This window comes from Vibrio sp. PBL-C16 (genome assembly GCF_034321865.1).
Taxonomy (GTDB): Bacteria; Pseudomonadota; Gammaproteobacteria; order Enterobacterales; family Vibrionaceae; genus Vibrio; species Vibrio alginolyticus.
Genome location: NZ_JAXLNY010000002.1, coordinates 1,977,584 through 1,998,231 on the forward strand (window position 1 = coordinate 1,977,584; position 20,648 = coordinate 1,998,231).

22 protein-coding genes are annotated in these 20,648 nt (G+C 45.1%); 7 read left to right on the forward strand and 15 right to left on the reverse strand.

Annotation, left to right across the window (positions count from 1 at the left end; genetic code table 11):
- Window positions 1–3 precede the first annotated feature (3 nt).
- The 15 genes from pal to aspS all read right to left on the reverse strand — a co-directional run bounded on the left by pal (window position 4) and on the right by aspS (window position 13,598).
- Window positions 4–528, reverse strand: a complete 525-nt coding sequence (gene pal / locus UQW94_RS17295) for a peptidoglycan-associated lipoprotein Pal (protein WP_005378293.1) — start codon at window positions 526–528, stop codon at window positions 4–6.
- A 30-nt stretch (window positions 529–558) separates the two neighbouring features.
- A complete protein-coding gene (tolB, locus tag UQW94_RS17300) occupies window positions 559–1,911 on the reverse strand; it encodes a Tol-Pal system beta propeller repeat protein TolB (protein WP_005387925.1) in 1,353 nt (450 codons plus the stop codon).
- A gap of 12 nt (window positions 1,912–1,923) precedes the next feature.
- Window positions 1,924–2,991 (reverse strand): cell envelope integrity protein TolA, encoded by a 1,068-nt coding sequence (tolA, locus tag UQW94_RS17305; RefSeq protein ID WP_042522108.1) that lies wholly within the window; start codon window positions 2,989–2,991, stop codon window positions 1,924–1,926.
- Between the two features lie 13 nt (window positions 2,992–3,004).
- Window positions 3,005–3,448, reverse strand: coding sequence for an ExbD/TolR family protein (locus tag UQW94_RS17310; protein ID WP_005378298.1), 444 nt, complete (start codon window positions 3,446–3,448; stop codon window positions 3,005–3,007).
- A 3-nt stretch (window positions 3,449–3,451) separates the two neighbouring features.
- Window positions 3,452–4,150 (reverse strand): protein TolQ, encoded by a 699-nt coding sequence (gene tolQ / locus UQW94_RS17315; RefSeq protein WP_005378301.1) that lies wholly within the window; start codon window positions 4,148–4,150, stop codon window positions 3,452–3,454.
- On the reverse strand, window positions 4,140–4,559 hold the full coding sequence (gene ybgC / locus UQW94_RS17320) for a tol-pal system-associated acyl-CoA thioesterase (RefSeq protein WP_017820044.1): 420 nt from the start codon (window positions 4,557–4,559) through the stop codon (window positions 4,140–4,142). Before ybgC ends, tolQ begins: the two co-directional genes overlap by 11 nt.
- Window positions 4,560–4,731: 172 nt before the next feature.
- On the reverse strand, window positions 4,732–5,034 hold the full coding sequence (ybgE, locus tag UQW94_RS17325; RefSeq protein WP_005378304.1) for a cyd operon protein YbgE: 303 nt from the start codon (window positions 5,032–5,034) through the stop codon (window positions 4,732–4,734).
- Window positions 5,027–5,134, reverse strand: coding sequence for a cytochrome bd-I oxidase subunit CydX (cydX, locus tag UQW94_RS17330; protein ID WP_000270284.1), 108 nt, complete (start codon window positions 5,132–5,134; stop codon window positions 5,027–5,029). The genes ybgE and cydX overlap by 8 nt, the downstream gene beginning before the upstream one ends.
- A gap of 12 nt (window positions 5,135–5,146) precedes the next feature.
- Entirely contained in the window at window positions 5,147–6,283 is a 1,137-nt protein-coding gene (gene cydB, locus UQW94_RS17335) for a cytochrome d ubiquinol oxidase subunit II (protein WP_006742909.1), read from the reverse strand.
- Between the two features lie 17 nt (window positions 6,284–6,300).
- The gene (gene cydA / locus UQW94_RS17340) at window positions 6,301–7,887 is read right to left on the reverse strand and encodes a cytochrome ubiquinol oxidase subunit I (protein WP_005378311.1); all 1,587 of its coding nucleotides are present in this window, start codon (window positions 7,885–7,887) and stop codon (window positions 6,301–6,303) included.
- Between the two features lie 462 nt (window positions 7,888–8,349).
- Complete coding sequence (ruvB, locus tag UQW94_RS17345; protein ID WP_005378312.1) at window positions 8,350–9,354, reverse strand: Holliday junction branch migration DNA helicase RuvB; 1,005 nt, start codon at window positions 9,352–9,354, stop codon at window positions 8,350–8,352.
- A gap of 286 nt (window positions 9,355–9,640) precedes the next feature.
- Window positions 9,641–10,252: a Holliday junction branch migration protein RuvA gene (gene ruvA / locus UQW94_RS17350; RefSeq protein ID WP_005378313.1), complete on the reverse strand. Its 612-nt coding sequence runs from the start codon at window positions 10,250–10,252 to the stop codon at window positions 9,641–9,643.
- A 67-nt stretch (window positions 10,253–10,319) separates the two neighbouring features.
- Window positions 10,320–10,841 carry a crossover junction endodeoxyribonuclease RuvC gene (gene ruvC, locus UQW94_RS17355; RefSeq protein ID WP_005387909.1) on the reverse strand — a complete coding sequence of 174 codons (522 nt, stop codon included), beginning with the start codon at window positions 10,839–10,841 and terminating at the stop codon, window positions 10,320–10,322.
- 89 nt (window positions 10,842–10,930) lie between these two features.
- Window positions 10,931–11,677: a YebC/PmpR family DNA-binding transcriptional regulator gene (locus UQW94_RS17360; RefSeq protein ID WP_322142439.1), complete on the reverse strand. Its 747-nt coding sequence runs from the start codon at window positions 11,675–11,677 to the stop codon at window positions 10,931–10,933.
- 142 nt (window positions 11,678–11,819) lie between these two features.
- Window positions 11,820–13,598 (reverse strand): aspartate--tRNA ligase, encoded by a 1,779-nt coding sequence (gene aspS / locus UQW94_RS17365; RefSeq protein WP_005378401.1) that lies wholly within the window; start codon window positions 13,596–13,598, stop codon window positions 11,820–11,822.
- A 273-nt stretch (window positions 13,599–13,871) separates the two neighbouring features.
- Here aspS and UQW94_RS17370 point away from each other — a divergent pair, with 273 nt between their 5' ends.
- From UQW94_RS17370 to UQW94_RS17400, 7 genes are all read left to right on the forward strand, one after another.
- Window positions 13,872–14,738 (forward strand): DUF72 domain-containing protein, encoded by an 867-nt coding sequence (locus UQW94_RS17370; protein ID WP_047100838.1) that lies wholly within the window; start codon window positions 13,872–13,874, stop codon window positions 14,736–14,738.
- 93 nt (window positions 14,739–14,831) lie between these two features.
- Entirely contained in the window at window positions 14,832–15,569 is a 738-nt protein-coding gene (gene cmoA / locus UQW94_RS17375; protein WP_017635063.1) for a carboxy-S-adenosyl-L-methionine synthase CmoA, read from the forward strand.
- An 81-nt stretch (window positions 15,570–15,650) separates the two neighbouring features.
- On the forward strand, window positions 15,651–16,622 hold the full coding sequence (cmoB, locus tag UQW94_RS17380) for a tRNA 5-methoxyuridine(34)/uridine 5-oxyacetic acid(34) synthase CmoB (RefSeq protein WP_017820038.1): 972 nt from the start codon (window positions 15,651–15,653) through the stop codon (window positions 16,620–16,622).
- A gap of 276 nt (window positions 16,623–16,898) precedes the next feature.
- Complete coding sequence (locus UQW94_RS17385) at window positions 16,899–17,645, forward strand: ATP-dependent zinc protease (RefSeq protein ID WP_005378391.1); 747 nt, start codon at window positions 16,899–16,901, stop codon at window positions 17,643–17,645.
- Between the two features lie 11 nt (window positions 17,646–17,656).
- Window positions 17,657–19,162, forward strand: a complete 1,506-nt coding sequence (locus UQW94_RS17390) for an inactive transglutaminase family protein (RefSeq protein ID WP_005378389.1) — start codon at window positions 17,657–17,659, stop codon at window positions 19,160–19,162.
- Window positions 19,163–19,165: 3 nt separating this feature from the next.
- Complete coding sequence (locus UQW94_RS17395; protein WP_005378387.1) at window positions 19,166–20,134, forward strand: alpha-L-glutamate ligase-like protein; 969 nt, start codon at window positions 19,166–19,168, stop codon at window positions 20,132–20,134.
- A gap of 227 nt (window positions 20,135–20,361) precedes the next feature.
- A complete protein-coding gene (locus UQW94_RS17400) occupies window positions 20,362–20,514 on the forward strand; it encodes a hypothetical protein (RefSeq protein WP_005378381.1) in 153 nt (50 codons plus the stop codon).
- Window positions 20,515–20,648: the final 134 nt, after the last annotated feature.

The window sequence follows — 20,648 nt, forward strand, 5'->3', positions numbered from 1 at the left end:
GAATTAGTATACTAGAACCGCGCGACGGTTCTTAGCGTAAACTTCATCTGATTGACCTAGAAGAAGTGGCTTCTCTTCACCGTAGCTAACGATTGAGATTTGGTCAGCTTGAACACCTAGTGCTTGTAGGTAGTTCGCTACTGCTTGTGCACGACGCTCACCTAGAGCAATGTTGTACTCAGGTGTACCGCGCTCATCAGCGTGACCTTCGATAGTTACGTTAAGTGCTGGGTTCTTGCTTAGGTAAGAAGCGTGAGCCGCTAGCATCTCTTCGTAATCTGCTGCAATTGTTGAGTTGTCAAAAGCAAAGTAGATTGTTTGAGTTTCACGTAGCGCTTGCTCTTTTAGCTCTTGCTCTGTCAACTGACCGCTTTGATCAATTGGCGTAGCTACTGTTGTTTCCACTGCGCCATTGTTGTTTGTTGCTGCACCAGTGTTAGAAGCAGCGTCGTCGCTTGAACTACACGCTGTAACAGCCATTACAGGAAGCGCGATTAGTAGCCCTTTTAGAACCTTGTTCAGTTGCATCTTATTTTCCTTTATTAATCAAACTTATTACTACAAAAACGGTGACCATGCAGGCGCTCGAACACGCCCATTTGTTGCCGGTAATCTAGCTTTGAATCGACCATCAATTGACACCATCGATAGTACGTTTTTCTTGTTGTAAATCGAGCTATACACAACCATGCCACCGTTTGGGGCAATACTAGGAGACTCATCAAGCAAGGTCTTAGTTAAGACTTGAAGAGCACCAGTTTCCAAATCTTGTTTCGCCAAATTAAATCCTGCGTTGCTGCGGTTCACCATAACTAGGAATCGCCCATCAGGAGTAATCTGACCACCCAAATTTTGGCTGCCTTGCCAAGTCAAACGGTCAATAGAACCGCTGCCCAAATTTACTTGATAAATCTGTGGTTTACCACCCCTATCCGATGTGAAAATCAACGATTTTCCATCCGGATGCCAGAACGGTTCCGTATTATTTGATCTGCCACGCGTAATTTGCGTCAGCTTACGAGTGTTAAGGTCAAACGTATAAACATGAAGCGAGCCTGTTTTAGAAAGAACAATCGCTAACTTATTGCCATCTGGCGAAAATCTTGGCGCACCATTGTGACGTGGGTATGAAGTAATTTTCTCACGTTCACCGGTGTAGATGTTCATGATGAAGATTTCTGCTTGGCCATTTTGGAAGCTAACATACGCAAGCTTTTTACCATCTGGTGACCACGCTGGTGACATTAATGGTTGCTTAGAACGTAAAACCAGACGCTCATTATAGCCATCGTAATCAGCGACTCGAAGTTGGTAAGGGAAACGGTCTTTATCGTTCACTACCACATATGCGATACGAGTCATGAAAGCGCCACGGTCGCCAGTTAACTGTTCATACACCAAATCAGAGATACGGTGAGCGTACTCACGCATACGAGGCCCTTGAACAGTGGCTACTTTATTGAACAGCACATGATCTTTTGACAGAACCAATTCACCGTCACTACCAAGCGCCTTACTCTTCCCACCTGTTAACTGACCACGCACAATATCAACAAGTTGATAGTTGATAACGTAGTCACCTTGGTCGTTTTGCTTGATTGAACCAGTCAATAGCGCATCCACACCTAAATTGGTCCAAGCATCAAAATTAACTTCTGATTCACTGAACGGTGTTTGTGGCATTTTGCTCGTTGGAACTGGGCTGAATTTACCACTACGTTGTAAATCCGAGGCGATAACAGCAGAAACATCCGTTGGAAGCGCTTGTGTGCCCTCCCACTTAAACGGAACAACAGCAATTGGTCGTGCTGAATCAATACCATCGGTAATGACCAACTCTAATGCGGCATTCGCCACATTTGTCATACTGCTAAACAGTACAAACATTCCTAGTAAAAGGCGTCTAATCACGTCTTATTCCTTTTAGTCCAAAGCAACAGTTATGTTGATGTCTTTTAGTCTTTCATTGACCGCTGATTCTGAAGATTTAGGGAACGTCCCTACCTGAGCTATTGCTCGCTTCGCCGCAGCACATACTCGAGTATCGCCACTCAAAACGGTAACACCAGAGACCATCATATCAGTTCCTGTCGGAATCAATTTGATGTTTACCCTACACTCCTTTCCCAGCAAGTAGTCATCCTTAATCAGCTTTTGCTGAATATTTTGAGTATAGATGGATGACATACGAGAAAGTTCGTCGTCAATAAATTGATTGCGCGCAGCACTGTTTTTACTGACCTCATCCTCGAGACCCGCAAAAATATCATCTAACGCGGCTTCTTGAGCTTTACGCTCACGCTCGGCACGCTCAGCTGCTTCTCTCGCTTTACGCTCTCGCTCCGCTGCCTCTTTTGCCGCTTTCTCTTTTGCAATGCGCTCTTGTTCAGCTTTTTCAGCAGCTTCACGCTCACGACGTGCTTTTTCTTCCGCTTCTTTTGCTGCTTTTTCACGAGCCAAACGTTCTTGCTCAGCTTTTGCTATAGCCGCTTCTTTTGCTAAACGCTCCTGCTCAGCTTTACGCACGGCTTCTTCTTTTTCCTTGCGCTCTTTTTCTAGCTTAGCAGCTCGCTCTTTTTCTTTGCGAACACGTTCTTCTTCCTGCTTGCGCTCTTGCTCTTTTTTCTTACGTGCAGCTTCTGCTTCTCGCGCCGCTTGAGCATCTTTCGCTTGCTGCTCTTTCAACTTGCGAATTTGCTCTTCTTCAGCTTTGCGGTTTTTTTCTAGCTGCTCTGCTTCGCGTCTCAGTTTATCAAGACGCTCTTGTTCTTTTTTCGCTGCCTTTTCGCGTTGCTGGCGAATTTCTTTCGCTTGTTGCTGCACAAGTTTTGGATCGATGACAACAGCTTGAACCATTTGCCCTGTAGGCTCTGGTTTAGACATGTTGAAGTCCGTCCCCCAAAGCAGGGCTGCAACTAGAATTGCATGCAAACCAACCGATATTGCTATCGGTTTGGCGTATTGGTTGGGTTTCTTCTTGTGATCTTTCATAGATAATTGATGTCTATTCCCTGATATCGGTCATTAGACCTACCTTAGGGATACCAGCTCGACTTAGTTCATCTAGCAATAGAACAACATCGGCATATGGTGTTGCCGCGTCGCCACCTACCGCAACTGGTGAATCCGGCTTAACCTCTCGCTCCGCTTTCACTCGCACAATAACATCTTGCAACGACAAACCTCGCTGAACTTCTTCATCATTTACGCTTAGGCCTAAATTACCCTCGCTATCAATTTCGATGATAATAAAGCTACTGTCAGTCTCGCCAGCAAGGTCTTGCATAGATTCTGCGGTCGATGTTTTCGGAAGATCAACGTCGACGCCTTGAGTCACAAATGGAGCGGTCGCCATAAAAATGATCAACAGTACGAGCATTACGTCGATATACGGAACAACGTTGATCTCCGCTGTCATTTTTCGCTTTTTAGGTTGATAACCCGCCATGCTTTATTCCTTATCCGCGCTGTCTCGGCCAGCCATCGCTTGACGATGAAGGATGCTGTGGAATTCTTCAGAAAATGTTGCGTAAGTGTGCTCTAGTTTACTCACTTTATTGCTTAGGCGGTTGTACGCCATTACTGCCGGAATAGCCGCAAATAGCCCCATCGCTGTCGCGATAAGTGCCTCGGCGATACCCGGTGCAACCATAGACAACGTAGCTTGCTTTACTTCACCCAGCGCAATAAAGGCGTGCATGATGCCCCAAACGGTACCAAATAGGCCGATATAAGGGCTTATAGAACCGACTGTTGCCAAAAACGGTAAGCTTGTTTCTAGCTCATCTACTTCACGAGAAACAGCAACGCGCATTGCGCGGCCAGTGCCTTCCATGATGTAAGCTGGTGAATTTGCGTTGCTCTTACGTAGGCGAGCAAACTCTGTAAAACCTGCGTAGAAGATTTCTTCTGTGCCTTCAATTTCGTCTTTACGCGCTTTTACTTTTTGGTAAAGCTGAGAAAGATCAGTACCCGACCAAAATTTGTCTTCAAACTGCTCTGCATTTTTTGATGCTTGAGAAAGCACTTTGCTGCGCTTGATGATCATTGCCCATGACACAATTGACATGCCAAGCAACGTCAGCATCACAAGCTTTACCAACAGACTGGCCTGAAGAAAGAGATCTAAAATGGAAATATCAGCAGTCACTATTTGTTAGCTCCGAATTTATAAAGGTTGGAATAGCTATTGGTTTCATTTTCTTATTATCGATACATGCTACCTTAACCGAGGCCTTGCACAATATCTTGCCTTGATCATTGACCAACTCTTGACAGAATTGCAGAGAAGCACGTTTTATTTCTGACACTCGGGTTACGACTGTCAGATGCTCGTCCAGCCTAGCGCCTTGGTTGAAATCGATATCCATGTGTCGGACAACAAAGCCGATATTTTGTTCCAGTAACACATGTTGAGAAATGCCTTTAGCACGTAACATCTCTGTCCGTGCGCGCTCAAAGAATTTTAGATAATTAGAATGATATACAACACCGCCCGCATCAGTGTCTTCATAGTACACAGTGATCGGCCAGTGAAAGAGATTTGATGTGCCTTGCAAGGGAGTACCAATATATTCAATTCTTTAAAGTAATTACTATAACTGAAGCGACAGCAATTGGTACCGAGCTAAGGAAATATTTTTGAAATTTGTAGAAAAAATAAAAGCTAGGCGAGATACCTAGCTTTTATTCGGTGATTTAGTAACCGACTTTATTACAGCATATTTCAGCCTAAATGAAATAAAGTGCCGTTAGATAAATTAAGATAGCTAACGAGAAATAAGGACTAAACAAAACTTGCCAGTACCAGTTTCTTGGCTTGAAGCCCACCCCATACACCATGCTTGAACATACAGACCAAATCAGTGCTGGTGCGATGATTGAGTTAAAACCACCAATTGCTTGATGGTAAGCTTCAGGGTCCCACATCACCAATCCTACGTGCATAAAGCCAAGGATGAGAGATAAGACTCGTAGCAGAGTCTTATCCATTGGTGCGTGAAGTTTCGCTACCTTATCAGCGAGGTTACTCACTGTCTTTATCCATCATTTCTGAGTGCTCTAGCCAAAGAGCGTTGATGATACCGAATGCACAAGCAAGTAGTACACCTAGAATCCATGCGAAATACCACATAGTAAATGCTCCTTAGTAAAGTGAGTTTTTGTTGTCTTCAATGTACTGGTCATCAAGGCGACCAAACATCTTGTAGTAAGTCCAAGATGTGTAACCAAGGATGATTGGCACCATAACAAACGCAACGCCTGTCATTAGGTTCAGAGTCAGCTCAGATGACGTTGCATCCCACATTGTTAAGCTGTGGCTTGGCATTAAGTCTGAAGGCATGATGAATGGGAACATCGCAAAACCTGCAGTAAAGATAACACCAGCAACACCCAAGCTTGAAGTAATGAACGAAATCGCACATTTTTCAAGACGAGATGCCAATACAGCGAGAAGCGGCATTGCAACACCTAATACAGGAGCAGCCCATAGTAGTGGGTAGTTTTCAAAGTTCTTCATCCACGCACCAGCTTCACGGATAACCTCTTTGTTTAGAGGGTTAGAAGCAGCGTTAGTGTCGATACCGCCAACAATGACGTAGCCATCGATATTTTGGATCCAGAAACCAGCCGCTACAAACGCAGCAACCGTCAGTAAACCAGCCAACTGAGCAACGTTGCGCGCACGCACATGCACTTCGCCTGTTGTTTTCATTTGTAGCCAAGTAGAACCTTGCATCAAAATCATGAACAAGCTTACTAGACCACACAACAGTGCAAATGGGTTTAGTAGACCAAAGAATGAGCCATGGTATGTTGGCATCAAGAACTCACTCAATTGGAATGGTACACCTTGTAGAAGGTTGCCAAACGCTACACCAAAGATGATTGGCGGAACAAAACCACTGATTGAGATACAGATATCCCAGGTATTGCGCCATTTTGGATCTTCGATTTTAGAGCGGTAGTCTAGGCCCAGAGGACGAAGCCATAGCGCTGCTAGTGTCAAAATCATCGCTAAGTAGAAGCCTGAAAATGACGTTGCGTAAACCAAAGGCCAAGCTGCGAACAGTGCACCACCAGCAGTGATAAGCCAAACTTGGTTACCATCCCAGTGAGGAGCAATTGAGTTAATCATGACACGGCGTTGCGTGTCGTTTTTACCGATGATAGGTACAAGCGCGCCTACACCCATATCGAAGCCGTCTGTTACTGCAAAACCAACTAGTAGAACACCGATTAGTACCCACCAGATGAGTCGCAAGATTTCGTAATCAAACATCTTGTTATCTCCTTACCTTACGCTTCTACTTGGCGACTAACTTTGTCTTCAACAGAGTCAGCATTTTGCTCGAAGTGGTAGCGACCCGTTTTCAGGCTACTTGGACCTTTACGAGCGAATTTCAACATTAGGTAAACTTCTGCAATCAGGAATACCGTGTATAGCGCCAGAATTGCGAAGAGTGAAGTCCAGATTTCACCTGCAGTTAGTGCAGAAGCTGCAACATGCACTGGTAAAATTTCACCTACAGCCCAAGGTTGACGGCCGTACTCAGCGACGAACCAACCCGCTTCAATTGCAATCCAAGGTAGTGGAATGCTAAATAGTGCAGCTTTTAGAATCCATTGTTTCTGCTCAATCTTCTGACGACACGTTTGGATAAACGCCGCACCAAAGACAAACAACATGATGAAGCCACAAGCAACCATGATACGGAATGACCAGAATAGCGGCCATACTGTTGGGATTGAGTCGTCCGCAGCAGCTTGGATTTGCTCTTCTGTTGCATCAACAACATTGTCTGTGTAGCGTTTTAGAAGTAGACCGTAACCTAGGTCACCTTTCACTTCATCAAACGCAGTCATGTTTTCTTCTGACTTGTCGCCCGCACGAAGCTTCTCTAGAAGTTCATAAGCGTACATGCCGTCACGAATACGATCGACGTGTTCATCACGTAAATCACGAAGACCTGTTACTTGCTCATCAAAAGAGCGTGTCGCGATAATACCCATTACGTAAGGGATCTTAATTGCGTAATCGGTATGCATCGTTTCCTGGTTAGGAACACCAAATAACGTAAATGCGGCAGGTGCAGGTTCAGTGTGCCACTCTGCTTCAATTGCAGCGAGTTTCACTTTTTGAACTTCACCAAGCTCGTAGCCAGATTCGTCACCAAGAACGATGGTAGATAAGATAGCTGCAATACCGAAAGAAGCAGCAATAGCAAACGAACGACGAGCAAACGCAATGTCACGACCTTTTAATAGGTAGTATGAACTGATGCCTAGAATAAACATTGCGCCACAAGTGTAACCAGAAGCAACCGTATGCACGAACTTAACCTGAGCAACTGGGTTTAGTACAACCTCAGAGAAGCTCACCATTTCCATTCGCATGGTTTCGAAGTTGAAATCTGCGCCTACTGGGTTTTGCATCCAGCCGTTTGCGATAAGAATCCAAAGAGCAGAGAAGTTAGAGCCTAGTGCAACAAGCCAGGTAACCGCTAAGTGTTGGCGTTTAGATAGACGATCCCACCCGAAGAAGAATAGACCAACAAAAGTTGACTCCAAGAAGAATGCGACAAGTGCTTCGATCGCTAGCGGTGCACCGAAGATATCACCTACATAGTGGGAGTAGTAAGACCAGTTCGTACCAAACTGGAACTCCATGGTAAGGCCTGTCGCCACACCAAGTGCAAAGTTAATACCGAATAGCTTACCCCAGAACTTGGTCATGTCCTTATAGATTTGCTTGTTCGTCATTACGTACATCGATTCCATAATGGCCAGAAGGAAGGCCATACCAAGGGTCAATGGTACGAATAGGAAGTGATACATCGCTGTCAGTGCAAACTGCAACCGCGATAGATCAACTACGTCAATCATGGTAACTCCTATGTGTCGGCTGAATGACACTCTCTACATATTGCAATCCATATTCAGGTGTTATTTACACTTGAAAAATGTTGAATTATCACAACTCATTGTTGCAAAAATGTGCTTCATTGGTTAGTTAATTGTTAAGCATCAGCTAATATAGCTGGGGCTAATATTACTTGTAAAAACAGATTGTTTCAAAAGGTTTATAGCCGTAACGCGCTTTGATATACATCAATGTTTATGCGTGGAATTTGCACAAAAATCCATCACATTGATTCTAGATCAACCAGTATTGGATACGGATGTTAAGAGAGAGTAATCAGGAGAGAAATTAACCAGTTGCAAGCAAACATCGAGTTAACAATCAATGCTTTTTACTTACTAAACCAGTATGAGAAAAAATTCAAAAAATGTGAGTTTGGTCAACTTTAATGAAGCGCTGGGCAACAAAGGCCCAGCGAGGGAATCTTATTTTTCAATTCCGAAATGCAAATACGCACGATCTGTCGCGATTCTTCCACGCGGAGTGCGTTGTAAATAACCTTGCTGAATAAGATAAGGTTCAAGAACGTCTTCAATAGTGTCCTTTTCTTCACCTATCGCCGCTGCCATGTTGTCGAGCCCGACCGGACCACCACCAAATTTTTCCATAATCGCGAGTAGTAGCTTACGGTCCATGTAATCGAAGCCTTCGGCGTCCACATCAAGCATATTCAACGCCTTATCGGCAACATCGGCACAAATGTGACCATTGCCTTTTACTTCCGCATAATCACGAACACGGCGTAGCAAACGGTTAGCAATACGTGGTGTGCCACGCGCACGTCTCGCCACTTCCAATGCACCTTCAGGTTCCATTGATAAACCTAAACAATCCGCACTTCGCTGCACAATATCTTGGAGGTCTTTTATCTTATAAAACTCAAGGCGCTGAGTAATACCAAAGCGATCGCGCAATGGTGACGTCAAAGAGCCCGCTCGGGTCGTCGCACCAATTAACGTAAACGGTGGTAAATCGATCTTAATAGAACGAGCGGCCGGACCTTCACCGATCATAATATCCAGTTGATAATCTTCCATCGCCGGATATAGCACCTCTTCAACCATCGGACTCAAGCGGTGAATCTCATCGATGAACAACACATCGTTTTCTTCAAGGTTGGTTAACAGCGCGGCCAAATCGCCTGCTTTCTCAAGTACAGGGCCTGAAGTAGTGCGAATGTTCACTTCCATTTCATTGGCAACGATATTCGCAAGTGTGGTTTTACCCAAACCTGGGGGACCAAAAATCAAAAGGTGATCAAGTGCTTCGCTACGTAACTGAGCAGCTTTAATGAAGATCTCCATTTGGTCACGGACATGGTCCTGACCTTGGTAATCCGCTAATTTTTTTGGCCGAATAGCACGATCAATGACATCTTCATCACGAAAGGCAGGGTTTTCTGGCGCGATTAAACGATCGGCTTCAATCATCTTTTTACCTTGAAAAATGGTTACCTGAGAGAATAATGCCGCTCGTTTAACAGCAAGTGGCATATTTCTATATCTCGTCATCCTGTACAGCGACGAAGGAGCGTGATACAGGATCTTCTATCCGAGCGATTTATGGTCAAATTGTTTCATTAACCGCTCAGCGTGCTGCTATTAGATTCCCAGTCTCGCCAGGCTCGCTGGAATGACACAAAAAACATCGTTAAGCGATTGGCATTAACCTTAGAGAATGAGTTATCTTGAACAAATGTTCACTGTGCAACCAGCGTTACACCATTGATTTTAGAGCTTCACGGATCATTTGCTCACTGCTCATGTCCGGTTTAGCGATCTGAGATACCACTTTCGACGCTTGAGTCGGCTTGTAACCTAGAGCTAGAAGAGCACTGATTGCCTCTTCTTCTGCGTTGTTGGATGTTGCACCAGAATCCGCAGGAGCAGCATCCGTAAATGGCGTAAATAGATCGCCAGCGCCCCACCCTTTCAAGCGGTCTTTCATTTCAACAACCAATCGCTCTGCGGTTTTCTTGCCAACGCCTGGAAGCTTAACCAGCGTAGAAACGTCTTCATGTTCCACACAAGTAACAAATTGCGTTGCTGTCATACCAGAGAGAATACCAAGACCGAGTTTAGGACCAACGCCATTGGCTTTGATCACTTCACGGAAAAGTGCTCGTTCTTTTACTGTGTTGAAACCGTATAGCAATTGCGCATCCTCACGGACAACAAAGTGAGTATAAATAATGGCTTCTTCGCCAACATTTGGCAGTTCGTAAAAACAGCTCATTGGCATCTGGACTTCATAACCAATGCCATTAACTTCAATTAATACTTCAGGTGGTTGTTTTTCAATCAGTATGCCACGAAGACGTCCAATCACTATAAATACTCTTTGGAAATGAATTTGCGACAGGATAATAAAGAACTGGATAGACATCCAGTTAATTTTAACGGTAGCGCCCTTTTCTGGCACTGGTTGCTTTGCCCGCTAACGCAACGAGAGTCTTGTTAGTATTGGCATGACAAATCGCCACACCTAAAGCATCGGCTGCATCCGCTTGAGGCTTGGCGGGCAATTTAAGCATCTGCTGAACCATATGCTGAACTTGCGCTTTGTCCGCGCCACCAGTGCCGACGACAGCTTGCTTAATAAGACGAGCCGCGTATTCAAATACCGGCAACTCCGCATTCACCGCAGCAACAATTGCACTGCCACGAGCTTGGCCAAGTTTTAGCGCTGAATCCGCGTTTTTGGCCATAAACACTTGCTCGATCGCGAAAACGTCCGGTTGAAACTGGGTAATGATTTCCGTGACGCCTGCATAAATCTGTTTAAGCCGACCCGGAAGTTCTTTTTCTGAAGTACGAATGCAGCCACTACCAAGGTATTGCAAGTGGCGCCCATTTTGACGAATGACCCCATAGCCGGTAATGCGCGAACCTGGGTCAATGCCCAAAATAATTGACATGAATGTTCCTAAAAATGAGGCCTAATTCGGCCTCAGTCTTTTTATTACTTGCTAACTTCGGAGCAAATACCGCTCCCGACACCTTGAGTTTAATCTAGCGTAGCCGCAACGTCGTCAGAGATATCACCATTGTGATAAACCTCTTGAACGTCGTCCAGATCTTCCAAAGCGTCAATCAAACGAAGTAGTTTTGGCGCAGTATCCGCGTCCAAATCTGCTTTCGTAGATGGGATCAGCGACACCTCAGCGTTCTCTGCCTCAAACCCTGCGGCATCAAGAGCATCTTTTACGAGTCCAAAATCGCCTGGGGCCGTGTAGACATCAATCGAGCCATCTTCTGCCGTTTCAATGTCATCAGCACCACTTTCTAATACTACTTCCATTACCGCATCCTCATCTAAACCTGGGCCATATGAAATCACGCCTTTCTTGTCGAAAAGATAGTTGACGCTACCATCCGTCCCCAGATTACCGCCTGACTTTGAGAATGCATGGCGTACGCCAGATACCGTACGATTTCGGTTATCCGTCATACATTCGACCATGACCGCCGTACCACCTGGACCATAACCTTCATAGATCACGGTTTCCATGTTGTCGTCGCCTTCACCACCAGCACCTCGGCTGACAGCGCGGTTGACAGTGTCACGTGTCATGTTGTTAGACAGTGCTTTATCAATTGCTGCTCGCAAACGTGGGTTGTTTTCTGGCTCACCGCCCCCCTCTTTTGCCGCAACAACGATTTCACGGATTAATTTAGTAAAGATTTTGCCGCGCTTCGCATCTTGCGCTGCTTTACGGTGACGAATATTCGCCCATTTACTATGACCAGCCATAATTCACCTTTTAATGTATTTTGACGCTTAATAGCAGACATGTTCTAAAAAGCGTTGCTTGGGAAATTGCTTTGGAAGTTTCTTGGGTTTATTTAAACAAAAACTCCCGCAGTTGCGGGAGTTTTCTTCAAATGTTGTGCGCTTATTCTGCGTCTTTTTCTTTCGCTGCAGTCACTGCGATTGCTAGCTCTTCTAGCGCTGCTGGGTTCGCAATACTTGGTGCGTCTGTTAGTAGACACGCCGCTGCTGTTGTTTTAGGGAACGCGATAACATCACGGATGTTCTCTGTGCCACATAGCAGCATTACTAGACGGTCTAGACCAAATGCAAGACCAGCATGTGGAGGCGTACCGAATTTCAGCGCATCAAGCAGGAAGCCGAACTTAAGCTGTTGCTCTTCAGGTGTGATGCCTAGAATATCAAATACGGCTTCTTGCATATCTGCGTTGTGGATACGAACAGAGCCGCCGCCCACTTCGTAGCCATTTAGAACCATATCGTAAGCGTTAGAATTTGCCGCAGCAGGGTTTGCTTTTAGCTCTTCTGCAGTCACACCTAGAGGCGATGTGAATGGGTGGTGCATCGCGTGTAGGTTGCCTTCGTCATCTTCTTCGAACATTGGGAAGTCAACAACCCATAGTGGAGCCCATGCAGACTCATCCGTTAGCTCTAGGTCTTTACCTAGTTTCAAACGTAGCGCACCCATTGCTTCTGCAACGATACCCGCTTTATCAGCGCCAAATAAGATAATGTCACCAGATTCCGCTTGAGTACGATCTAGAATGCCGTTGATCACGTCTTCATTTAGGAACTTAGCGACTGGAGATTGGATACCTTCCATGCCCGCTGCACGGTCATTAACCTTCATCCAAGCTAGACCTTTCGCACCGTAGATGCCAACGAATTCACCGTAGCCATCAATTTGCTTACGAGTCAGAGAAGCGCCACCTGGAACGCGAATAACGGCAACGCGGCCTTTTTCGTCGTTTGCTGGACCTGAGAATACTTTGAACTCAACGTCTTTCACTAGGTCAGCAACGTCTACTAGTTCCAGTGGGTTACGTAGGTCTGGCTTGTCCGAACCGAAACGACGAATCGCTTCGCTGAACGGCATTACTGGGAATTCACCTAGGTCAACGTTTAGTAGCTCTTGCCACATTTCACGAACCATTTTCTCAGTCGTTGCACGAACTTGGTCAGCCGTCATGAATGACGTTTCGATATCGATCTGAGTGAATTCTGGTTGACGGTCAGCACGCAAGTCTTCATCACGGAAACACTTAACGATTTGGTAGTAACGGTCAAAACCAGACATCATTAGAAGTTGTTTGAATAGCTGTGGAGACTGAGGAAGCGCGTAGAAGCTGCCTTTGTGAACACGGCTAGGTACTAGGTAGTCACGAGCGCCTTCTGGAGTCGCTTTTGTTAGTACTGGCGTTTCGATGTCTAGGAAGCCGTTGTCATCTAGGAAACGACGAACAAAGCTAGACGCTTTAGCACGTAGCTTGATGCGGTCGCTCATTTCAGGACGACGTAGATCTAGGTAACGGTACTTCAGGCGTTGCTCTTCAGAGTTCTTTTGGTTGAAATCTAGAGGCAGAACATCAGAACGGTTGATGATTTCAAGACCTTTCGCAAGGATCTCGACTTCACCTGTTGCCATGTCTTTGTTTGCTTGGCTCTCTGGGCGAACGCGCACTTCACCCGTTAGTTTGATACAGAATTCATTACGAAGTGTGTTCGCCACTTCATACGCATCCGCCATATCTGGATCAACAACTACCTGAACGATACCTTCGCGATCTCGCATATCAATAAAAATAAGACCGCCTAAATCACGACGACGGTTAACCCAGCCGCAAAGTTCTACAGTTTGTCCTGCAAGGGACTTGTTCAGGTGACCACAGTAATGGGTACGCATAATGAAATTCCCAATCTCTCAAATGTTGTTAACTACGCTCTGTCAGCCTCATTGCTAAGCAGAGTAAAGATTCAGTTATACGCTGAATGTCCACGAAAATCGACTACTCAACATACAATTACGTGTGTTTTATCATTCACTGGTGCTTTTTAGTACAACAAATGTTCAAAAGCGCACCAAAGCGAAAAAATTGGGGAGGATTATAGCGTGAAATTACCTATTTCAGCAAAACTCTCGTAAAGTATTCACACGAGTAGCAAGCAGTAAAGAATAATGGATAACTTACCTCTTCGACTTGGATTGACGATGTGGTCGCACAATCAATGGCAACAAAGTTTTTACGGCAGCGGGACAAAGCCCGCTGAACGTTTAGAAAGGTATGCGCAAGTGTTTCATACCGTGGAAGGCAACACGACATTTTATGCCACACCGACGCTCAATACAGTGCAAAACTGGAGAGCCGCAACCCACGATGATTTTCGCTTTACTTTCAAACTTCCTAAAGCCATCACTCATGAGCAAATGCTAAGAGGTTGCAGCGAACAACTGAGAGACTTCATGAAGGTCATGGAGCCTTTGCATGACCGTGTGGGCCAATGGACAATTCAATTACCAGCCGCATTTGGTCCTGAGCACCTTGATCGACTGAAAAAGTTCTGTGCGAGCTTTCCACCTAGCTTCCCTCTCGGTGTTGAGGTTCGCCATATGGCATTTTTCTCCAAAGGCGAAGAAGAGCGAGCACTTAACCAATGGTTAGTAGAGAATAATATTGACCGCATTATTATGGATAGCCGCCCAGTCTTTGCCGCTAAGCCCGACAATGAGGCGATTATTGATGCACAAATGAAAAAACCACGAGTCCCTGTTCACGCCATTGCTACCGCTTCACACCCTTTGATTCGCTTTATTGGTCATCCAGAAGAACAGCAAAACTACGAGTTTTTTAAACCATGGCTCAGCAAGTTGCCACAATGGATTGCCGAAGGTAAGCAGCCATATGTCATGATCCATACTGCAGACAATATAATTGCGCCAGAGTTGGCCGCAAACCTATATAAAGACATACAAAAGCGTATCACGCTCCCTGAGTTAGCACCTTTCCCAGCTGACGATGGCAACTCGCAGTTACAGATGTTCTAACGCAACACATGACAGAGGCGCGAAATTCCCATAAAATACGCGCCTTTTTTGGTGCCTGACATTTTCAGGCGGCTTGTATGCAGAGACTTAGTTATGAACCCTAAGAGCAATCCAGATACTATTTTTTCGGCTCCAATCGATAAAATTGGGGATTTCACGTTCGATGAACGCGTAGCGGAAGTATTTCCTGACATGATTCAACGATCGGTACCGGGTTACAGCAATATCATTTCTGCAATCGGTATGCTGGCAGAGCGTTTTGTAAAACCTCACTCAAACATCTATGACCTTGGCTGTTCTTTGGGTGCTGCAACATTGTCTATGCGTCGCCATATCAAACAAGAAGGCTGCCAAATCATCGCAGTGGACAACTCTCCTGCGATGGTTGAGCGTTGTAAACTTCACGTCAACGCTTACCGCAGTGACACTCCTGTGGATGTAGTAGAAGCAGACATTCGCAATATCGAAATTGAAAACGCGTCAGTGGTGGTGTTGAACTTCACTTTGCAATTCCTCTCTCCAGAAGATCGTTACTCCTTGCTCGAAAAAATTTACGCAGGCCTTCGTCCGGGCGGCATTTTGATTCTATCTGAGAAATTCGTCTTCGAAGATGAAGTGTCGAACGAACTGTTAATTGACCTTCACCACGACTTTAAACGTGCGAATGGTTATAGCGAACTAGAAATCAGCCAAAAGCGCAGCGCGATAGAAAACGTAATGCGCCCAGATTCAAAGAAAGAACATAAAGAGCGTTTCGCTAAAATTGGCTTTTCTAGCTACGATGTTTGGTTCCAATGCTTTAACTTCGGCTCCATGTTCGCGATTAAATAGACCATGCATACAAAGCCTGAACTATACCGATTTCGGCTTTTGTTAATAATTTATACCCATCAACTCAGCGATTAACTAACTATGTTTAACTTTGCAAATTTCTACCAATTGATTGCCCAAGACACTCGTCTTCAACCTTGGCTTAATGTGCTTCCGCAACAGCTAACGGATTGGCAAAATGCAGAGCACGGTGACTTTGGTCGCTGGTTGAAAGCCCTGAACAAAATCCCAGCGGGTAGACCGGACAACATCGACATTGTTGATTCTGTCACGATTTCAAACAATGAGCCCATGCCTCAAGGGGAACTTAAAAAGCTAGAAAGCTTACTTCGTACATTCCATCCTTGGCGCAAAGGCCCATACAACGTACACGGCATCCATATTGATACTGAGTGGCGCAGTGATTGGAAATGGGACCGCGTGCTTCCGCATATTTCACCATTAAAGAATCGCAGCGTACTCGATGTTGGTTGTGGTAACGGCTACCACATGTGGCGCATGCTAGGCGAAGGTGCACGCTTAACTGTCGGTATCGATCCATCTCACCTGTTTCTAATTCAGTTCGAAGCAATTCGTAAACTAATGGGCGATGACCAACGTGCGCACCTATTGCCATTGGGCATTGAACAGCTACCTAAGTTAGAAGCGTTCGATACGGTATTCAGCATGGGCGTTCTTTACCATCGCCGCTCGCCTCTCGATCATTTAGTGCAACTAAAAGATCAATTGGTATCTGGTGGTGAACTCGTATTGGAAACACTCGTTATTGAAGGTGATGAGAATGCAGTACTGGTCCCGACTTCTCGTTACGCGCAAATGCGTAATGTCTATTTCTTCCCTTCAGCAAAAGCCCTAAAAGTGTGGTTAGAATTGGTCGGTTTTGAAGATGTTCGTATCGTTGATGAAAACATCACATCCGTAGATGAACAACGTACCACAGATTGGATGACGCATAACTCTCTACCTGACTACTTAGATCCGAACGACCCAAGCAAGACTGTAGAAGGCTACCCTGCCCCTCGCCGCGCGGTTCTTGTCGCTCGCAAATCATAATTCGCTGAGATTCCTGACATTGTCTTAACTCATTTTACGAGTTAAGACATTACCCTCTTTCCTCGTAATGAGCGAGTTTGTTTTTTGAATCCATTTGTCACGTCAAAATATAAGCACGCTCTAAATAAGGATGCGCTTTTATGTCCTTGATTTTTGGCTTTTCATCACTATTCCTCAAACAATAAGTAATAGAGAAACATTCTTACTTGTGAGGCTTTATCGATATAAGCTAAACTCCTAAAAAATAAACAACTTAATCCAATCCCAAGGTTTTCAATGTTATTACGATTGACCCCGATTGTTGCCATCGCCTTACTATCTGGATGCTCACTAACCAAAGGCGAACAGTACCACCAAGAAACGTTAGCGGCGATTCAAAATTCAGAAGCGAATGTCAATAATCGCATTACCAACCTAGAGCTACAGCTCAGCAACCAATCGGACTATATCGACAGCCTTGAAGAACAAGTCGATAAACTACAGGTTGAACTTCTTACATTTCGCGATGAAGCAATGGCAGAAGTAAAAAAACCGAAAGAGCCGATTATTGTCCAATCTCCCGCTCCTGTGGAACCAACCCCAACTCACGATATTGTCCTTGGCTCTATCGAAAAGGTCACGGTAGAGTCGATTAAGCAAACTTTTGATGCACGTATCGACACTGGTGCTGCGACGTCGTCTTTAAATGCCGTTGATATTGAAGAGTTCGAAAGAAATGGCAAAAAATGGGTCCGATTCCACTTAGCAGACACCAGTAAATCCGAAGAAGAGAAAAGTACTTGGATCGAAGCTCCTGTCATTCGCTACGTCAAAATCCGCCAGGTTACCAGTGAAGAGTTAGAACGCCGCGCTGTGGTAGAACTTTGGGTGCGCGTTGGAAAAATTCATGAAAAAGCGCAATTTACGTTGGCAGATCGCTCACATATGAACCATCCTATTTTACTGGGTAGAGAATTTATGCGCGACATAGCACTTGTCGATGTAAGTCGTACCTATATCCAAACGGACGAAGATAAAAAATAATAAGGTAGATTATGACGTCAAAAATACCGTTTTACCTTTCTATCATCTTATTGGTGATTGCGGGCATTGCTCTGAGTGTTTTCAGACATGAAAACTACGGCGTGCCTTGGACGCCAGGCGAAACTCGCCAGGTGTGGGATGTAGAAGCTCGTATTGAGTTCAATGCTAACGGCAACGAAGTAAAAGCGTCACTTGCAGCACCTCATACGCAAAGTGGTTACACACTTATCGGTGAATCTGCTTCTTCATCAGGTTATGGCGTTTCCTACATCAATGACGATTCAGGCCGTCGTGCAGAATGGTCAATTCGCCAAGCTCAAGGGCCACAAACCATATACTACAAAGCCCAGTTCTTAGTGGACCCTCAGGCTAAAGTCACTCCTTTACCGCCAACGGAAGACATTACGCCACCAACGCTTTCAGCGCCACAAGCAGCAGCGGCAAATGCCCTTATCGAACGTGCGATGAGTCGCTCAGCCGATAATGTGACGTTTACTCGTGAGCTTATCAAAGCGCTTAATGACCCAGATAGCCAAAACTCGTCGCTACTACTGAACGATTTCAGCCGTACTGATGCACTGCATAATATTTTGCTTACCGCAGGTATACAAAGCAAAACCGTCGGTGTTATCGAACTAGAAGATGGTCGTCGACGCCAAACAATTCAACCAATGGTTCAGGTTTGGTCAGGTAAAGATTGGGTACTGTTTTCACCAAAATCCGAACAAAAAGCAGTGAAACCCAACTTGTTAGTGTGGGATGAATCAAACGTATCCTTACTTGACCTTGTTGGTGGTAAAAATAGCCAAGTGCATTTCTCGATGATTAAGCAAGAAATGACACCACAACAAGCTACAAACAACAAAATAGAAGCAGATGGATTACTGAATATTTCAATTCATAGCTTACCTTTGGAAGAGCAAGCGATGTTCAAAACCATCATGCTCATCCCTATCGGTGCTCTGATCGTTGTGTTCTTGCGTGTGATTATCGGCCTGAAAACATCCGGTACCTTCATGCCTGTGTTGATTGCCGTTGCTTTTGTTCAAACTCAACTATTAACGGGTATTGTCGGTTTCTTGCTAATTGTAGGTACAGGCCTGATTATTCGAAGCTATTTGTCTAGGTTGAACTTATTGCTGGTAGCAAGGATATCTGCGGTCATTATTACCGTTATCATGATCATCTCGGTGTTCACCGTTGTTGCGTTTAAGATGGGCTTAACGGAAGGCCTAACAATTACCTTCTTCCCTATGATCATCTTGTCTTGGACGATTGAACGTATGTCAATCCTATGGGAAGAAGAAGGTGCGAAGGAAGTTGCCCTGCAAGGTGGTGGTTCATTGCTGACAGCGGTATTAGTTTACCTTGCAATGACGAACTCATACATTCAACACTTAACCTTTAACTTCATTGGTCTACAGTTGATTGTTCTGGCCGGTATTCTATTACTAGGTACTTACACAGGTTACCGCCTCACTGAGCTACGACGCTTCAAACCACTAGCGGAGGACTAAACGATGTTCGAAAGTTTTACTTCGCCGTCTAAGCTTCGCCATAAAGGCATTATGGGGATGAACAAGCGTAACCACAGCTATATTGGCCGTTACAATGATCGTTCTAAATACCCACTTGTCGATGACAAGCTAAAGACCAAAATTATTGCACAGGCAGCAGGAGCAACAGTTCCTGCCCTGATCGGTGTCATTCATAACCAAGCTGAAGTTAAGACTATCCACAAAATGGTTGAGAACTGGCCTGGTTTTGTAATCAAACCTGCACAAGGTAGTGGCGGTAAAGGCATTCTGGTTGTTACGTCTCACAAAAACGGGGTATATACCAAACCCTCCGGCTCTACAATTGGTAGGGATGAGGTCGAGCGTCACATTAGTAATGCGCTTGCTGGCCTTTTCTCTCTTGGTGGTAAAAATGACGTTGCTGTGGTTGAAAACTTAATCAAGTTTGATGACTGTTTTGATGGTTTCAGTTATGAAGGCGTACCAGATGTTCGGATCATCGTATTTAAAGGTTATCCAGTTATGGCGATGATGCGCTGTTCTACAGCGGCTTCCGACGGCAAAGCAAACCTTCACCAAGGTGCCGTAGGAGTAGGCATTGACATCGCGACAGGTAAAGCCGTCAGAGCGGTGCAGTTCGATCATCCAGTTACTCATCACCCTGATACAGGTAAAGACCTTTCGACCCTTCAAGTACCGCATTGGGAGCGCTTGCTGGAGCTTGCGTCAAGTGCCTGGGAAATGACAGGTTTGGGATACATGGGTACGGATATGGTGCTGGATAAAGATGAAGGACCTATGGTTTTAGAGCTTAACGCTCGCCCTGGTCTGGCAATCCAAATCGCTAATGGTGCAGGCTTGCTTCCTCGTTTGAAACACATAGAGAGCCTTGGCACACCTGCTGAGTATCCAAAACCGATTGAACGCGTCGCTTACGCAGCAGAGCAGTTCGGTGTGAAGCCGTTGTTCTAACCCTCCGACCTAATGTTCGTTATTACTCGCCAGTAATTGTCATGATTACTGGCGTTTTTGTTCCCGCATCCAAAAACCTTGCACTTGCTCTCCTTATTAAACACATCCTTCTCATATATAAGTTGAATCAATGATCGAGCTAACAAAATCAACATAGATCGTTTCTTTTCTACTTTGCCTTTTGAGTATGATGAGAGCTCCCCTTACTCAACTTGAGAGGTTGGGAAATGCTAATAAAAGAAACAAATAATGATGAACCAGAGCTTGAAGAACAAGAGAGCTTAGACCAACACCTACAACGCTTGTCTGAGCTTTCTGTCCAAGCACTTGAAGAGCTTGCTGAAATGATCGAAGTCAGGGACGATATTCCAGAGGAATAAACGTCGCTTCCTCATTAAGTTCCGTTAATAAGCCGAGACTGCCGTCCTACAGTCTCGGCTTATCTTATGTATTTCGAAGCCTGCCTCGTAAACAGATACAAAAACGCCCGCGTTCATTGCGGGCGTTTTATTAG

Excerpts from the sequence above, each read along its gene's own strand:
- pal (WP_005378293.1), bottom strand. The coding sequence starts at position 528 with ATGCAACTGAACAAGGTTCTAAAAGGGCTACTAATCGCGCTTCCTGTA.
- tolA (WP_042522108.1), bottom strand. The coding sequence starts at position 2,991 with ATGAAAGATCACAAGAAGAAACCCAACCAATACGCCAAACCGATAGCA.
- UQW94_RS17310 (WP_005378298.1), bottom strand. The coding sequence starts at position 3,448 with ATGGCGGGTTATCAACCTAAAAAGCGAAAAATGACAGCGGAGATCAAC.
- cydX (WP_000270284.1), bottom strand. The coding sequence starts at position 5,134 with ATGTGGTATTTCGCATGGATTCTAGGTGTACTACTTGCTTGTGCATTC.
- cydB (WP_006742909.1), bottom strand. The coding sequence starts at position 6,283 with ATGTTTGATTACGAAATCTTGCGACTCATCTGGTGGGTACTAATCGGT.
- cydA (WP_005378311.1), bottom strand. The coding sequence starts at position 7,887 with ATGATTGACGTAGTTGATCTATCGCGGTTGCAGTTTGCACTGACAGCG.
- ruvB (WP_005378312.1), bottom strand. The coding sequence starts at position 9,354 with ATGATTGAAGCCGATCGTTTAATCGCGCCAGAAAACCCTGCCTTTCGT.
- ruvC (WP_005387909.1), bottom strand. The coding sequence starts at position 10,841 with ATGTCAATTATTTTGGGCATTGACCCAGGTTCGCGCATTACCGGCTAT.
- UQW94_RS17360 (WP_322142439.1), bottom strand. The coding sequence starts at position 11,677 with ATGGCTGGTCATAGTAAATGGGCGAATATTCGTCACCGTAAAGCAGCG.
- aspS (WP_005378401.1), bottom strand. The coding sequence starts at position 13,598 with ATGCGTACCCATTACTGTGGTCACCTGAACAAGTCCCTTGCAGGACAA.
- UQW94_RS17370 (WP_047100838.1), top strand. The coding sequence starts at position 13,872 with ATGGATAACTTACCTCTTCGACTTGGATTGACGATGTGGTCGCACAAT.
- cmoA (WP_017635063.1), top strand. The coding sequence starts at position 14,832 with ATGAACCCTAAGAGCAATCCAGATACTATTTTTTCGGCTCCAATCGAT.
- cmoB (WP_017820038.1), top strand. The coding sequence starts at position 15,651 with ATGTTTAACTTTGCAAATTTCTACCAATTGATTGCCCAAGACACTCGT.
- UQW94_RS17385 (WP_005378391.1), top strand. The coding sequence starts at position 16,899 with ATGTTATTACGATTGACCCCGATTGTTGCCATCGCCTTACTATCTGGA.
- UQW94_RS17390 (WP_005378389.1), top strand. The coding sequence starts at position 17,657 with ATGACGTCAAAAATACCGTTTTACCTTTCTATCATCTTATTGGTGATT.
- UQW94_RS17395 (WP_005378387.1), top strand. The coding sequence starts at position 19,166 with ATGTTCGAAAGTTTTACTTCGCCGTCTAAGCTTCGCCATAAAGGCATT.
- UQW94_RS17400 (WP_005378381.1), top strand. The coding sequence starts at position 20,362 with ATGCTAATAAAAGAAACAAATAATGATGAACCAGAGCTTGAAGAACAA.